This window comes from Halomonas sp. AOP7-B1-5 (assembly GCF_052353045.1).
Lineage (GTDB): Bacteria > Pseudomonadota > Gammaproteobacteria > Pseudomonadales > Halomonadaceae > Vreelandella > Vreelandella colorata.
Genome location: NZ_JBQTDC010000009.1, coordinates 1 through 13,913 on the forward strand (window position 1 = coordinate 1; position 13,913 = coordinate 13,913).

Annotated in this window: 14 protein-coding genes; 6 read left to right on the forward strand and 8 right to left on the reverse strand. The window is 54.2% G+C overall.

All coding sequences use genetic code 11. The annotated features are described in order from the left end of the window. A partial coding sequence (locus tag ACT3XD_RS06685; RefSeq protein WP_444280549.1) for a sigma-70 family RNA polymerase sigma factor occupies positions 1–458 on the reverse strand: 458 nt, incomplete at its 3' end. A gap of 320 nt (positions 459–778) precedes the next feature. Here ACT3XD_RS06685 and ACT3XD_RS06690 point away from each other — a divergent pair. Beyond that, positions 779–1,546 (forward strand): ATP-binding cassette domain-containing protein, encoded by a 768-nt coding sequence (locus tag ACT3XD_RS06690; RefSeq protein WP_192537533.1) that lies wholly within the window; start codon positions 779–781, stop codon positions 1,544–1,546. After that, positions 1,543–2,400, forward strand: coding sequence for an ABC transporter substrate-binding protein (locus ACT3XD_RS06695; RefSeq protein WP_225736093.1), 858 nt, complete (start codon positions 1,543–1,545; stop codon positions 2,398–2,400). The genes ACT3XD_RS06690 and ACT3XD_RS06695 overlap by 4 nt, the downstream gene beginning before the upstream one ends. Positions 2,401–2,407: 7 nt before the next feature. On the opposite strand, the gene ACT3XD_RS06700 is transcribed toward ACT3XD_RS06695, so the two are convergent. Further along, positions 2,408–4,570, reverse strand: a complete 2,163-nt coding sequence (locus ACT3XD_RS06700; protein WP_192537534.1) for a TonB-dependent receptor — start codon at positions 4,568–4,570, stop codon at positions 2,408–2,410. 189 nt (positions 4,571–4,759) lie between these two features. On the opposite strand from ACT3XD_RS06700, the gene fhuF reads away from it, so the two are divergent. Both fhuF and ACT3XD_RS06710 read left to right on the forward strand, forming a co-directional pair. Then, a complete protein-coding gene (gene fhuF / locus ACT3XD_RS06705; protein ID WP_263974096.1) occupies positions 4,760–5,299 on the forward strand; it encodes a siderophore-iron reductase FhuF in 540 nt (179 codons plus the stop codon). Further along, positions 5,283–5,540 (forward strand): (2Fe-2S)-binding protein, encoded by a 258-nt coding sequence (locus tag ACT3XD_RS06710; protein WP_287078388.1) that lies wholly within the window; start codon positions 5,283–5,285, stop codon positions 5,538–5,540. Before fhuF ends, ACT3XD_RS06710 begins: the two co-directional genes overlap by 17 nt. 11 nt (positions 5,541–5,551) lie before the next feature. On the opposite strand, the gene ACT3XD_RS06715 is transcribed toward ACT3XD_RS06710, so the two are convergent. The 4 genes from ACT3XD_RS06715 to ACT3XD_RS06730 form a co-directional block, all read right to left on the reverse strand. Then, positions 5,552–7,207, reverse strand: coding sequence for a multidrug ABC transporter permease/ATP-binding protein (locus ACT3XD_RS06715; RefSeq protein ID WP_192537535.1), 1,656 nt, complete (start codon positions 7,205–7,207; stop codon positions 5,552–5,554). Between the two features lie 163 nt (positions 7,208–7,370). After that, positions 7,371–8,093: a hypothetical protein gene (locus tag ACT3XD_RS06720; RefSeq protein ID WP_192537536.1), complete on the reverse strand. Its 723-nt coding sequence runs from the start codon at positions 8,091–8,093 to the stop codon at positions 7,371–7,373. 80 nt (positions 8,094–8,173) lie between these two features. Continuing rightward, positions 8,174–8,731, reverse strand: a complete 558-nt coding sequence (locus ACT3XD_RS06725; RefSeq protein ID WP_192537537.1) for a cytochrome b — start codon at positions 8,729–8,731, stop codon at positions 8,174–8,176. 83 nt (positions 8,732–8,814) lie between these two features. Further along, entirely contained in the window at positions 8,815–9,687 is an 873-nt protein-coding gene (locus ACT3XD_RS06730; protein ID WP_192537538.1) for a LysR substrate-binding domain-containing protein, read from the reverse strand. Positions 9,688–9,788: 101 nt separating this feature from the next. Between ACT3XD_RS06730 and ACT3XD_RS06735 the strand changes: the two genes are divergently transcribed. Next, complete coding sequence (locus ACT3XD_RS06735; protein ID WP_192537539.1) at positions 9,789–10,667, forward strand: DMT family transporter; 879 nt, start codon at positions 9,789–9,791, stop codon at positions 10,665–10,667. A 218-nt stretch (positions 10,668–10,885) separates the two neighbouring features. On the opposite strand, the gene ACT3XD_RS06740 is transcribed toward ACT3XD_RS06735, so the two are convergent. Continuing rightward, the gene (locus ACT3XD_RS06740; RefSeq protein WP_192537540.1) at positions 10,886–11,659 is read right to left on the reverse strand and encodes an RsiV family protein; all 774 of its coding nucleotides are present in this window, start codon (positions 11,657–11,659) and stop codon (positions 10,886–10,888) included. Between the two features lie 114 nt (positions 11,660–11,773). Continuing rightward, entirely contained in the window at positions 11,774–13,216 is a 1,443-nt protein-coding gene (locus ACT3XD_RS06745) for a hypothetical protein (protein ID WP_192537541.1), read from the reverse strand. Between the two features lie 316 nt (positions 13,217–13,532). On the opposite strand from ACT3XD_RS06745, the gene ACT3XD_RS06750 reads away from it, so the two are divergent. Continuing rightward, the gene (locus ACT3XD_RS06750) at positions 13,533–13,913 is read left to right on the forward strand and encodes a septal ring lytic transglycosylase RlpA family protein (RefSeq protein ID WP_192537542.1); all 381 of its coding nucleotides are present in this window, start codon (positions 13,533–13,535) and stop codon (positions 13,911–13,913) included.

The window sequence follows — 13,913 nt, forward strand, 5'->3', positions numbered from 1 at the left end:
TTAACTAACGTTGTAGAAATACCTAATAGATGGGCTACTTCTCGCTGCGTATGACTACCCGACCGGTAGAGTTCAAAAGCGCACCGCGTACGCTCAGGCAGCTCATCCAACGCATCCACCACCAGGGCCAAAGCCTGGCGATCAATCGCGATCACCTCTGGAGAATGTGATGCACAAGAGGCGTTATCCCCCTCCTCTTCTTTTGCAAACAGCGCTGACTCAAATACTGAGCGGCGGCAACGATCAATGGCGAGATTGCGTACCACACGTGACACATAGGATATGGGTTGCTTAATTTCAAAAAGCGTTGTTGCTTCTGAAATTTTCAGATAAGCGTCCTGCACGACATCATCGGCTTGATCAGTATTACCCAATACCTTGGCAGCGACACAGCAGAGCCGGGGCCGCTGATTAACGAAGATATCTTCTAACTCAGCGCTCCAGGTCTGGGTATCCACTGATTGGCCTCCTGCCTCAATTAACACTACGGAATAAATAGCAATAATTATTATTTGCGTTAAGGGGCAGTAAGTCAACCAATGAGAGCTAAGCCAATTTTCATAACGATATACTTGCTGATTTATCTAAGGGCGGCATGCCAAAGGTATGTGCTTCAGGCGTTAATTGTATCTCCGCTCTAACACTTCAACTTAGCCTAATCACTTCGATGCGGTGTTTACCCTCTTTCGAATAAATCTTTTCACTTCACTGTTAAAAATGAGAACCATTAGCACTAGAATGGGGCCATTACTCTTCATCCTTTTGTCAGGAGTCGTTCATGTTCGAGGTCAAAGGCGCCACCTTTGAAATCAATGGCAAGCCTATTCTCAATCCCATTGAGCACACCTTTCACGAGGGCAAGGTTTACGGTCTGATTGGCCATAACGGCTCGGGAAAATCGACGCTGATCAAGCTCATGGCTCAACAACAGCCTAACACTCAGGGCGACATCCTCTTTGACCAGCGCCCGCTGAGCGAGTGGGGCAACCGCGAATTTGCACGCCAAGTCGCCTACCTTCCCCAGCATTTACCCAGCGCCGAAAGCTTGACCGGGCGTGAGCTGGTAGGGTTTGGTCGCTACCCGTGGCATGGGCTTTTGGGCCGTCATACGCAAAAGGATAAAGACGCCGTGGAGCGCGCCATCGCCCTCACCCACACCGAGGCGTTCGCAGACCGCTTAGTGGATACGCTCTCGGGGGGGGAACGCCAACGGGTATGGCTGGCGATGCTACTTGCTCAGGGCAGCCGGTTCCTGCTGCTTGATGAACCCCTTGCTGCGCTGGATATCGCTCATCAAATAGAAGTGCTGGCACTGATCCGCAAGCTATGCGATGAACTGAATTTGGGCGTCATTATCGTACTGCACGATATCAATATGGCTTCACGCTACTGCGATGAATTAATGGCGCTGCACAGTGGTCGCCTGCTAGCCCACGGCACCCCAAATGACATGATGCTTGATAGCACTCTGGAAGCTATTTACGGGCTGCCCATGCAGGTAATGAAACATCCCAATGGAGAGCACAACATCGCCGTTGCCCAATGATGCGCCGCCTGCGTTACGGCCAGTTAGCGCTGGCCTGCGTCAGCGCGCTTACCTCCCTTCAAGTGGCGGCCTCAACCAATATCGTGACGCTGGATTGGACCATTGCCGAAACGCTGATTGCGCTTGGCAACCCGCCTATTGGGCTTGCGGAAATTCCTCAGTACAAGCGTTGGGTGGGTGCCGACCAGCTACCCACCAACGTTCTGGATATCGGCCTTCGCGGCCAGCCCAATCGTGAGCTGATGGCGCAACAAGCGCCCGACCATGTGCTGCTTTCACCGCTGTTTATGCGCTTGAGCGATCAGCTAAATTCCATTGCTCCGGTAACCGGGCTGGCCACCTACCAACGCGGCGACTCTCTCTGGCAGCGCCTGACACGCACCACCCACACATTAGCCGCATTAAACGGCGATGATTCAGCAGCAGTCTCCCTGATCGACGCTGTCGAAACCTACCTGGAGCATCGAAAAAGCCAGTTACAGGGGCAGCCTCCGCTACTCGTCGTACAGTTTATCGATGCCCGACATCTACGCGTATTTGGTAAAAACAGCCTGTTTGAGGCAGTGCTGGAGCGCTTGGGGCTGGCCAGCGCTTGGCAGCAACCCACCAACCAGTGGGGCTTTTCGACCGTGGCGTTAGAGGAACTGCTGAGCTATCCCGATGCCACCCTGGTGGTGGTCGAGCCGCTTCTTACCGGCATGGATAATGATTTTTCTGGCAATGCACTGTGGCAGCATTTACCTGCGGTTCAAGAACAGCGCGTTATTCAGCTACCTGCCGTGTGGAGTTTTGGTGGTTTTCCATCTGCTAAGCGCTTCGCTGATTTGCTCAGCGAAGCGCTGTTAGCCGATTAATCCTGGCTTAGAAGTCCAGTGCGGCGGAAAGCTTGACCGTACGCGGCTCGCCCTGGGTCAGGTAACCACCGGTTGCCGAGGCCCAGTAGTTTTCATCGGTGAGGTTTTCGATGTTGGCGCGCAGGGTTAGCGTGTTCGTATTGAGCGGCATGGCGTAGCGAACGCCAAGATCCCAGCGAGTCCAGGCATCGACTTCCAACTGATTGGCCGCGTCCAGGTACTGGCTGCCGTTCCGTACCGCTCGGCCACTGAGCGTCCAGCCCGGCGCTTGTGGAATGTCCCACTCGCTGCCAAGAACCACGCGATAGTTAGGCACGCCCACCGCGTCGTTGCCCTGGTTTGTACCATCAGTAGTGTGGGTTAATTCAGGATTAATCCACATCGCGCTGCTCAACAGGCGCCAACCCTCCATCGGCTCGCCGTAAACACTTAGCTCCACGCCACGGTTACGCTGCTCGCCATAGTAGGCGTAAACACCGGTTTCAGCGTCAATAAAGGCATTGGGCTGCTCGATTTGAAACAGACTTAAACTGCCGCCCAGGTTGCCCAAATCGAGTTTGGCGCCGACTTCGTTCTGCTCTGCTTCAATCAAACCAATATTCTGCCCGGCATTCACCGCCGTGGTGGGAGCCGTATCACCCGGCTGTAGCGCTTCAATATGATTAGCATAGAGCGATAGGGAGTCCGTCGGTTTCACGACGATGCCATATACCGGCGAAAGGCGGGTATCGCTGAACCGGTTGTCGAACTCACCTTCATAGCTATAGTTGGTGACCTCGATATCCTGATAGCGCGCTCCCAGGGTCAACAGCAGGCGATCATCCAGAAAGCCCAAGGTATCGGAAAGCGATATGCCGCTGTTGCGCGTGCGGCTACGCAAGTTCGGGTCATCCAAATCACCCCCTATCGACCCAGGCTCCCGGAAAGCCACGTCGGCTGGTTGGTAGATATTCGTCAAGGATGAGGAGGCTATTGCATAGGCCGACCGAGTGGTGCGATAGATGCTTGAATAGCCCAGATCCAGCTGGTGGCTGACGACTCCCGTATCGAAGGCCCCGCGTAAACCGGCCTGCCCGCCGACACCCTCAGCGCGATACGGCACGCTCATCTGGCCGACAGTGGCGGCACCATCCGCGCCATTGACGGTGGGCGATCCATAGGTTCCGTTTTCCCGGGTATTGCTGCCACCCAATGCTGCATAGGCCGTCCAGCTGTCGGTCATGTCGTACTCACCGCGCAGCATGGCAAAGTTGGTCTTAAGCTGTGTATTGGCCCATTGGGGTGCATAGTTGGTACTTGCCGAAGGGGCATTGGGAACACTGTCCATACCAGCGCCTACGTGAACCACCGAACGACCGCTTTGGATGGTATGGGCCTGGTGGCCAATATCCAGCGAAGCACGACCACGCTCACCGCGATAATCCAGCCCCACAACGGCCGACGTTGCACGCTGCTCTTCATTATCAATTGCGCTGTCCCCCCGGCCTCGCTCGATACTGGTACGCACGCCGAACTGATTCTCGGTACCAAAACGCCGCCCAAGCTCTACGCCACTTTCCACATAGCCGCTGTCGGTCACCGCGGTAGTCAGCTGGGTGAGGGGTTCATCTGCGGCGCGTTTGGGCTCAATATTGATCGCCCCGCCCACCCCAGAGCCGCTCGGCGACACGCCATTGGCAAAAGCATTGGCGCCTTTAAACAGCTCCACGCGCTCGGCAAGGTTGGTGGCAACCACTTGGCGCGGCAATACGCCGTAGAGGCCGCCATAAGAGATATCATCACCATCAAGCTCAAAACCACGAATCTGAAACTTTTCAGCGAAGTTGCCATAACCAAAACCGCTTTGTACCGAGGCATCGTTGATCAGCACATCCGCCAGCGTTTTTGCCTGCTGATTGTCGATTAAATCTGCGGTAAAGCCGATCACATTGAAGGGTATATCGGCGGCCGCGCGCTGCCCCCAGGTGCCAATACGCGCGCCAGCTGCCACCTGACCACCGGCAAACGCCGAAGTCGGCGTATCGCCACGCGCCGTTGCTTCGCCAATAACGGTTACGGTTTCAAGCGCGGCGTCGTTATTGGGCGCTTGCGCCCATACAGCGCCAGGCAATGGTAAAGCGCCCAGCAGTACAAAGGTGAAAGAGCGCCAGGAGGGGGAAGGCAGCGACATGAGTGTTCCTTATTTTTAAGAGCAATAGGGGGTAACAGCAGGGCAGCGATGCAAAGGCTACAACAAAACAAACTCATTTTCATTTGATATATAGACGCATTCAGCGTTGATCTGATATTTTATTGATATGCATTATCGTTTAAACTGCCCACATTCATGCTTCCCAGCGCCCAGTGTTGGAGTCCGGTTATGTCTTTTGCGTTACGTCAGACTGCAGCTGCCCTGCCCTCGTTGGCCGACTGTTATAAGGGCCCTTTAGCTCCCTTCACTCCCCCGCTGATTGGCACAGAAATACCCGCAGGCGCGATTAAGGCAGCTCGCTGGCGCAACCCCGCATTGTTAGAACAAGACATTTCGCTTTATGCCTCACGCTACCCAGGCGGCGATAAGCGTGCGATCACGTCGCTGTGGTCGAAATGGCATTTTGTTGCGCTAACCGTGCCTACTCTTGCGGCACAACTTATCCTCAACCGCGATTTACCGGTCGGGCTCGATAATGTCCATGTGATCGTTAATGAACAGGGATGTACAAAGCAGCTTTGGCTCCCTGATGAAGGCGTGCCGTTGGATACGCAAGCCCCGGGTAAGCGCTTTGCCAAATTGATTGATCAACACTGGGCACCGCTTATTGAACGTCTGGCCGCCATATCTGGTGCTGCCCCACGGGTGTTTTGGAGCAATGCCGGCGGCTGGCGGCTACCTGAATTTCTACGTGAATGCGCTGGCTGAGCATCCTGAGGTCAATCAAGAGGCGCTCAGTGCCGCACGGGCCCTGCTGGAATCACGCCACCTTAACGGGCAGCGTAATCCCCTGTTTCAGCCGGTGCGCACGTTTACACCCAAAGGCAGTGATGAAGTGAAGCAAGTGCGCAAGCTTTGCTGCCTGCGCTACTTGCTGGATGAGTTCAGCGTCTGCAGTAACTGTCCGCTGGAAGGCTGTGACCGCGTGGCTCGCAAGCGGTCAACGTAAACTAATACGGTTTAATGATTGATCTGGGCGACGGCATCCTGGCTCGCCACATCACGCTGCTCGCCGGTTAGCTCGCGTAGCTGCCCTTGAGACATTTCCAGCAAACGATCTGCGTGAACGAAGTAGCTGTCATCGTGGCTAATCGCAAACACCGTTTTACCCATATCACGCAGATGGGGCAGCAGTTCGCGATAAAATAGCCGCCTGAACTGCGGATCCTGGTCGGCGGCCCACTCATCCAGCAATAGAATGTCCCGTTCCTCGGCGATAGCCAACAGAAGTGCCAGGCGTTTGCGCTGGCCCTGGGAAAGCTGGGTATTGATTACTCTATCGCCCTCCCACTGCAGCTTTTGCTGCATCTGCAGACGCTTTAACCACGTATCGATAAGTATCGGATCGGCTTTTTCACCGCCGGCTTTCATGGCCAGATCAAACTGATGGAAATCGGTAAATACACTGGCAAATCGCGCCCGAAAGGCATGCCACTGCGCAGACGTAAGCACTTGCCCATCGACCTTGATCTGCCCGCTTTGCGGACGGTACAGTCCGGTTAACAGCCGCGCAAAGGTAGATTTACCACTTCCGTTGCCGCCAATCAGAAAGACCTGTTCGCCACGCGCCAGGGTTAAATTGACCGGCCCGACATGAAACCCCTCGCCCTGCTCACCAGAGGGGTAGTGGTAGGTCACATCGACAAGTTCCAGACGCTGCCAGGATGCAAAGGCATCATCGACCTCAAAACCCGGCTGATAGTCGGCAAGCTTCAGGCTTGCCAGCTTATCAAACGCCACCTGGGCGCTAATCAGAGTCGGCCAGGCACCTACCGCCTGAATAAGCGGCGTGCGTAAAAACAGCAGGGTTAATGCAAACGTGGCCGCCACGGCTGGTGTTGCCCAGCCAAGCCCATTAGCCATAAAGAAGACCACACCAATGGCCCCCAACATCATGATGTTGGACCAGTTACCGGCGCTCAGGTGGTACGTATCGGCACGAATAATATGGTAGCGGTAATCCCGGGCATTAGCAGTGTAGCTGTCATCAAAAAAACGCTTTGCCCGGTCGCGGTTTAACGCCAGCTCTTTGCGCCCTTCAATTGCCGATTGGTAGTCTTTATAAAGGCGATCTTCGGTTGCCCGTACAAGATTAAAATGCCGATATACCTTGGATACCAGCACCCAGCCCACCCCCATGGTGAATGCAATCCATACAATGGTAATCACCACCATTTCCGGTGAGAGCCACGCCAAATACGCAACCGAGGCAAGGGTTAACACCACGCCCTGGACGAGCTCGGGCAGGCGCACAAACCCAATGGTGATATTACGCACATCGCTTGAAAGACTCGCCAGCAGCGTGGCATTACCCAGCTGTTCAAGGCGCTCGATATCCGTATCCAGAATGCGTTTGACAAGCCTTGAGCGAAGATCATAAACAAAATGGTGGCCCAGCAAGGTAAGGGCTAATTGGGTAGCCAGAGTCACCACCAGTAGCACCGCCAACAACCCCAAAAACTGAGGTAGCGCTGACATGGGGCTGCCTACCTCTATTAGGCGTTGATTAATAAAGGCAATAACGCCGACCCCCAGGCCCGCGCTCAAAAGGCTTAAACCAATGGCACCTAAAAACGGCCAGCGGTAGTGACGAAAGACAACCTGCAGCAACTCCATTAGCGCTTCCTGACGGGAATATGAGCGGAAGAGTTTGACGTACTACTCCGTCAAGTCAATGCGCAAAGTGATTTTCATTTACAAATGAGGCAGTCCAGACACAGCTATCGGACGGTAGCTTAATAATGCATTAGATGAGCATCTGCGAAATAGCCGTATGGTTCTAGGAAAATGACAGCAAAACAGTACAGCTAAGTGCACCTAACGCAAAGGGCCAGAAGCGGCTGTGGCGATCTTCAGGCAGCTCCTCTTTCAAAACGTTGAGCACGATCCCACCGGCCACAAACGCATAAAGCAGGCTGATAATGGGTTCGCTCACATCCACGCTTAACCCTATCAGCCAACCGACGATAACCGCCGCGGCCAGCACCCAGCGGCCCTTGCTCAAGTAGATATCCCGATGATGACGCACCAGCCCCTGGTCGTTGACCAAAAAGTGCGCGCTCATTGCCAAAAAGAAGAAGATGATGGCGGGAAGTTCATTATTGCGATAAACCAACAGGTAGCCGATCAGCGCGTTATAAAGCGAGAAAGAGCCAATATGTATCCAAAAAACGCCTTTCAGCTTTTGAAAATTAACCGGGTTCTCCTGCTGGCCTTTATGGGAGTACTTGGTGGCGACTTGCTCAAGCCCATAAAACACCGCCAAACCAATTAACGCCACGATATAGGCGTTATGCTCCAGCACCGCCAGCAGGCCATGGGCGTTAATGGTTTCGTGGGCATCGCTTAGAGCAGGAAAGATATGGATAAAGACATAGGCAACAGAAACGCCACCCGCTAACGAAAGCCAGGCGCTGCGGGGCACAGCGCTTAGCTTACGTAGCCTGCTGGCGAAGATATGTACGGCAGCCAAACCGATAATGAAGGCAATCTGCAGGCCCATATATCATCGCTCCCTGCGAGGGTTTGGGCTTGAAACCTAGTCGCTTAAAACTAGTCACTTAAAACCTAGTCATTTAAAACCTAGTCGAATAGGCTCATACGTTTGGTGACGTTATCGTGCTTTCTTCGCCAGTGAAATAACGCACCCGTCACGTGCAGCACGATCAATACCAAAATGGCCCAGCCAAGACGCCCATGCCATATATAGAGTTGGTCAGAAAGCGCTGGGCGCTCGCTAATTAGAGCGGGCAGATGCCAGTGAAAAAACTCAACCGGGTACCCACCGCTGGCAGTCGCGACCCAACCCAGCAGCGGCATAATAACCAGCGCCAAATAAAGCAGATGATGCACGCTAGTGCTGACAATGCGCTCAAACGCATTCAAGGGCGGATCATGATCAGGCACCACAAACGCCAAGCGGGTAATAATGCGCAGGGTCATCAGCAGTAAAATCGTTAAACCCAAGGTTTTATGGCTGGTATAGAGCAGGTTAGTAAGCGTATTGCCCACCAGCGTCACCGTACGTTCATAGCCGACCGTTCCGATGGTTAAACCACTGGCCAAGGCAAGCAGTACGGCGCCCGCCACCAGCCAATGCAGTACCCGGTGTGGATAAATGTAGTGATCCAGCTCGTGCATTGAGCACTCCTAGCAGCAACGTTATATGGCGTTTAGTCTAGCTATATTAAGTCGATTAATCATTCAACGCTTGGCGCTTGATCTTATAGCGCCTCACTAGGGGCAGCTAACTGTTCACGGATCAACTCACCTAAACGCCGGGCCGGCTCTGATGGCCGGTGGGGCGCACGGTGCAGTGCCAACTCAATCATGGGCAAGGCTGGCAAGCCGCTACTTTCATCCAACGGGCGTAGTGAAGGCGTCAACATACTGCGCGTTACCACTACCACGGCAAGCCCGGCAATGACGATAGGCGCCAACCCCGCCATGGACTGACTGGTATAAGCCACCCGCCAATTACGTCCCGCGCCATGCAGAGCCTGCTCGGCGACTTCTCTAAATACGTCGGCGCCGGGCGAATAAAGGGCCAACGGTATCGGGTCGCTGAGTAGCGGCTGCTGGTTAACCCCCACCGCCCAGACCAACGGCTCGCGGCGGATAACATCACCGCCCGGCGAGTTGCGCTGGCGTGTTACCAAGGCTAAATCAAGCTCGGCGGCTTTAACCTGCTCGACCAAGTGCGCGCTTGTTCCGCAGATTACCTTTAACCCGACGGCCGGATAAAGCTGATGAAAGTAAGCAAACACCGATGGCAACAGCGAGGCGTAGTCTTCCGGAATGCCCAGGGTCAAATCTCCGGTCACCTGCTGGGCCTGCATATCGCCCCACGCTTCGTCGTTAAGCGCCAATAGGCGACGCGCGTGGGTAAGCAGCCGCTCACCGTCAGGGGTAAAGCGGATACGCCGTCCTTCACGTTCATGCAGGCTGAGCGCCAACTGAGCCTCCAGCCGCTGAAGCTGCATGCTCACGGTGGACTGGGTGTAATCCAGCCGTTTGGCAGCCGCCGTGACGCTACCAGTATCGGCAATCGCCACTAGCGTACGCAGCAGGGTGAGATCTAACGTTGGCGCACGCATATATCACCATTCTTGATTAAATTAATCACAAAAGATCGATATTGTGATGTGTTATTGACGAGTATGCTGCTTTGCACATGTTCTAGGCAAGGAGACCGCTCATGCAACGTACTCACTCCCCTATTGTGTTTCCTCGTTGGTATAGTGTTGGCGCCGCGTTGGTGGCCGTCATCCTATGGAGCGTGGCGCCACTACTTGCCGAACGTGCCCATACCTCTTCTCCGCTTCAGCTAACAGCGTTAACGCTGCTAGCGGGAGCCTTTGCCACCCTGCCGTTAAGTCGCCGCGTTAATGTAACAAGCTGCAGCTTGAACTGGCAGCTGGGCATCTGGGTCGGTATTCCGCTGTTGATACTCGGCGCGGTCAGCACTTACTTTATCGGCATGCGCCTTGCCCCGGCGGCCGAGGCTGCACTTATTACCTACACTTGGCCGGTATTGTTCGTGCTGTTAAGCCAGTGGAGCCGCTTTGGCCGGATACGCCTGGCAGGTATTATCGGGGCTTTAATTGCCTTTTCAGGCGCGGCTATTCTGCTGATACCGCAGGCGATCAGTAATGGCTTGGGCGGCGCGACGTTAGGGTACGGGCTTGCCCTGCTGGCAGCTTGCTGCTGGGCACTCTATTCATGGTTAAGCCAGGCCGCCCCGGTTTCGATTACCCCTCTTCTACCCCGCATGCTATTGATTGCCTGCGCAATCGCCACTATTGCCAGCATCGGGATGGAAGGTCAGCTTGTTCTGCCCAGCAGTGAAGCGCTGCTTGCTGGCGTGGCACTGGGTTTGGGCCCGTATGGAGTAGCCATGGTGGCTTGGGATAAAGCCCTGCGTTGGGGACATGCAAGTTTAGTGGGCAGCCTTGCTTATGGCGTACCCATTTTAGCGGGTTTCTTGCTGGTGCTCGCTGGCGTAAGCGTACTCGACTGGCGCTTACCCACCGCCGCCCTGCTGGTGGTTATTGGCTGCTTAAACGCTGGCCGATAAAGAAGGCGACAACGGCGGTTCGCTCACCTGCACGCTGGCCAACAATTCAGGCAGCCAGCTCGGTGTAAACGCATTGTCAGTAGCGTTGTGCAAATCAGCCAGGGACCACCAGCGATATTCTAGAGGGTGGCCCTGGCTTTCTTCTGCCGGCTCATCAAGGTCTACCTCAATAACAATGTCGACGGCATCAGGACAGCGGACAAGAATTTAGCGTAAATTCACGGGCCTAAATAGCGAGGCTTAGCCACGCCTTGTAAAGCCTCCAAGGGTATCGTGAGTTCTGGCTGGCCGACGGCGTAGGGAGCAATTTCGTAGACGTTGTATTTGATCACCCAGCTGTCTTCCAGCGGCGCCGCATTATGGTTTTCGCCTAGTGGCCAGCTTTTGGCATATTGATCGTCATAATCCAGCTCGGCCATCCACCGCTTGTGGGCCTGGGCCAATGCTTCTTGAAACGCCTCCTGCTGACCGCTTATCAACATGTCATTCAAGCTAACAACGCTCTGCTGGCGCTCATCAATGACCATAAACACCGTAGACGGCAGACCGTGCGCTTGCCCGGCGTGGTAGACGTAGCTTGTGAGCTCAAGCACTAAAAGATCATCGTGCTGGGCGTAAATACTAGCCTCCAGCTGCGCGTCACTGGCCATAAATTGCGGCAGTACGTCTCGATCCTCGTCAGCACGCACAAAGAAATCCTGGGCGTAGCTATCCCAGTCCTGTGCTGGCGTTTCGGCCCCATCCGTAATGCCCATGGCAAGCGTCAGTAAGCGCGTTTGCAACTCATCCGTCAGCGTCGGGGCATCTGGAAATGTTAACGCTGATATCTGCACCGTTGAGCAGTGCTCGCCCTGGCACTCGGGTGAAACGTACTGCTTTTCCAACGGCTGATATACCAAGGGACTGGTATTACTCATATCGGTCTCAGCCGACTGACAACCGCTTAACAGCAATGCGGTGATGGGGAATACACTTATTTTCCAACCTGACATGCCTTACCTCCCTGTTCTACGACTCTTGCCGCAAGTTAAGATTGAGACTAGCCAAACGTAAACGCCCTTGCCCACATAGTGGACAAGGGCGTTATCATCTCAAGCTATAACGAATTACATACTAGGCTGCATTTGTGTTGGCTCAGCGCTTACTTCCAGCTCAAAAAGCCCGCTGTCCATACCGCTGAAGCCACGTGCGATGATCGTATACATGCCCGGTAGCAGCTGTTGCTGCAGGCGTGCATCGGTGCCGGTGCCACCATCGTCGTCGCTGTAAGCTACGCCTTCGCCTTCAAGCTCCAGGTAAGCATCAAAATCACTGGAGCGCATATCCACCGTTACCAATGAACTTTCATCAAGCTCAAGCTGATAGGTCAGCGATTCACCGTTAAACCAGCCGCTTAACGTTTCATCCGGCGTTAGCGCACCGTCGTTACGCAGCTCAACGCCTTCCGGCAGCTCGCGTGGCTCCATGGTAACGCTAAACAGCCCGCTATCGTTGCCGTACGCAGTGCGTGCGGTTAACTGATAGGTGCCCGGCTCAAGAAAGTCGGCAATGCGTGCATCCAGGTTACCGCCACTGTCATCGTCTTCACGGTAATAGCCGTTAGGGCCTTCAAGCACCAGATAGGCATCGATATCGTCAGAGGCCATATCAATCTGGTACATGCCCGCTTCCTCCACCTCTACCTGATAGGTAAGCTCTTGGCCACTAAACCAGCCGTTTAACGAGTCGCTAGGCGCAATCGTGCCATCGTTACGCAGCTCGCCATCGCCTGGCAGTTCACGCGGTTCAGCCGACAATGTGAAAAGGCCCGCACTTTCACCATAAGGGGCGCTGGCAGTCAGCGTGTAATCGCCGGGGGCCAGAAAGTCAGAGATGCGGGCATCTAGATTCCCGGCGCTATCATCATCTTCACGCCGATAGCCATTAGGACCTTCGAGCACCAGATAGGCGTCAAACTCATCAGAACGCATTTCGACCTGATACATACCCGCTTCTTCGATGGTCAGGGTAAATTCGCTCGACGAGCCATCCAGCCAGCTGTCCAAGGGAGCATCAACGCTCAGAGCATTATCGCCACTTAGCTCAATTACTCGGCTATTGAGCGTATAAGGCCCGTAGCTGCTTCCATCAGCACCGCTGACCACCACCATATAATCGCCACTTTCTTCAATACGATGGCGGGCGGTGGGCGCGTTGCTGAGCAACTGCAATTGATCATCATAAAGCGCGACCACACCGTTCAAGGCGCCACGCAGGCTAAATTCGACCAGATCTCCCTCTTCCAGGCTGATTGCGTAACGGTCATAGCGGCTGCCATCGTTACCGTTAAGCATGTCGCTGGAAGTAATTTCTCCTGCCATGCGTTCGCCCAGCGTCACGCTTTCAAGCTCTGCTAATGCGCTAGGCGTTGCGCTTTGCTCAGCCGTTTCTGATGCCGATACGGGGTCAGATGCAAACGTTTCAGAAGGCAGGCTCTGGGCGACTAAAAAGCCGACAACAGCACCGCCTGCCGCAACCACTATTAATGCAAAAGGAGAGGATTTAGCCATTAGTGCGCCCTTGATAAAAGATAAAACAGTGGGTTGTTTCTCAGTACTTAACCATATGCAATGGTAAGTAAAATGCTCAATGAGCGATATCATTTTAATGTACCAAAACAACTTTACTTATATTTTGACCTATCTCTTTAAACCGCTGAAATAAAAGGGCATAACGCAAGCAGCAGAAAAAACGTAATTTTGGGGCCAATTGCGTCGAACGTCTTAAAGCTTGCCGAGCTTATCCAGGCGCGTTACCATCGCTTCGCCGATCCGGCACCTCATTGAAACTTGCGAGACTCTCGACACGAATAACTGAGGTACTCCAATGGGAGCCCCTACACGACTACTCCGAACGAGTTGTTTAGCTGTATTGCTTTTAGCTATTACAGCAAATAGCGCGTTCGCAAACGATATAGATGGACAAGAAGGCGTTGCCTCCTACTACAGTGACCGCTTTCAAGGCGCTCTCACTGCCAGCGGAGAAGCCTTTGACCAGCAGGCACTAACGGCCGCTCACCCAAGCCTGCCGTTTGGATCGAAAGTGCTGGTGACCCGCCCTGATACCGGGCAAGAAGTAGAGGTACTGATCAATGATCGCGGTCCGTTTGTTCAAGGACGCATTATTGATCTCTCAAAGCGGGCAGCCCGTGCATTAGGTATGCTGCGCCGTGGTACGGCCCCTGTTATGGTCACGTTGCTGGATTAA

What these genes read in the sequence shown, in the direction of transcription:
- ACT3XD_RS06690 (WP_192537533.1), top strand. Translation starts at nt 779, where the DNA reads ATGTTCGAGGTCAAAGGCGCCACCTTTGAAATCAATGGCAAGCCTATT.
- ACT3XD_RS06695 (WP_225736093.1), top strand. Translation starts at nt 1,543, where the DNA reads ATGATGCGCCGCCTGCGTTACGGCCAGTTAGCGCTGGCCTGCGTCAGC.
- ACT3XD_RS06700 (WP_192537534.1), bottom strand. Translation starts at nt 4,570, where the DNA reads ATGTCGCTGCCTTCCCCCTCCTGGCGCTCTTTCACCTTTGTACTGCTG.
- fhuF (WP_263974096.1), top strand. Translation starts at nt 4,760, where the DNA reads ATGTCTTTTGCGTTACGTCAGACTGCAGCTGCCCTGCCCTCGTTGGCC.
- ACT3XD_RS06715 (WP_192537535.1), bottom strand. Translation starts at nt 7,207, where the DNA reads ATGGAGTTGCTGCAGGTTGTCTTTCGTCACTACCGCTGGCCGTTTTTA.
- ACT3XD_RS06720 (WP_192537536.1), bottom strand. Translation starts at nt 8,093, where the DNA reads ATGGGCCTGCAGATTGCCTTCATTATCGGTTTGGCTGCCGTACATATC.
- ACT3XD_RS06725 (WP_192537537.1), bottom strand. Translation starts at nt 8,731, where the DNA reads ATGCACGAGCTGGATCACTACATTTATCCACACCGGGTACTGCATTGG.
- ACT3XD_RS06730 (WP_192537538.1), bottom strand. Translation starts at nt 9,687, where the DNA reads ATGCGTGCGCCAACGTTAGATCTCACCCTGCTGCGTACGCTAGTGGCG.
- ACT3XD_RS06735 (WP_192537539.1), top strand. Translation starts at nt 9,789, where the DNA reads ATGCAACGTACTCACTCCCCTATTGTGTTTCCTCGTTGGTATAGTGTT.
- ACT3XD_RS06740 (WP_192537540.1), bottom strand. Translation starts at nt 11,659, where the DNA reads ATGTCAGGTTGGAAAATAAGTGTATTCCCCATCACCGCATTGCTGTTA.
- ACT3XD_RS06745 (WP_192537541.1), bottom strand. Translation starts at nt 13,216, where the DNA reads ATGGCTAAATCCTCTCCTTTTGCATTAATAGTGGTTGCGGCAGGCGGT.
- ACT3XD_RS06750 (WP_192537542.1), top strand. Translation starts at nt 13,533, where the DNA reads ATGGGAGCCCCTACACGACTACTCCGAACGAGTTGTTTAGCTGTATTG.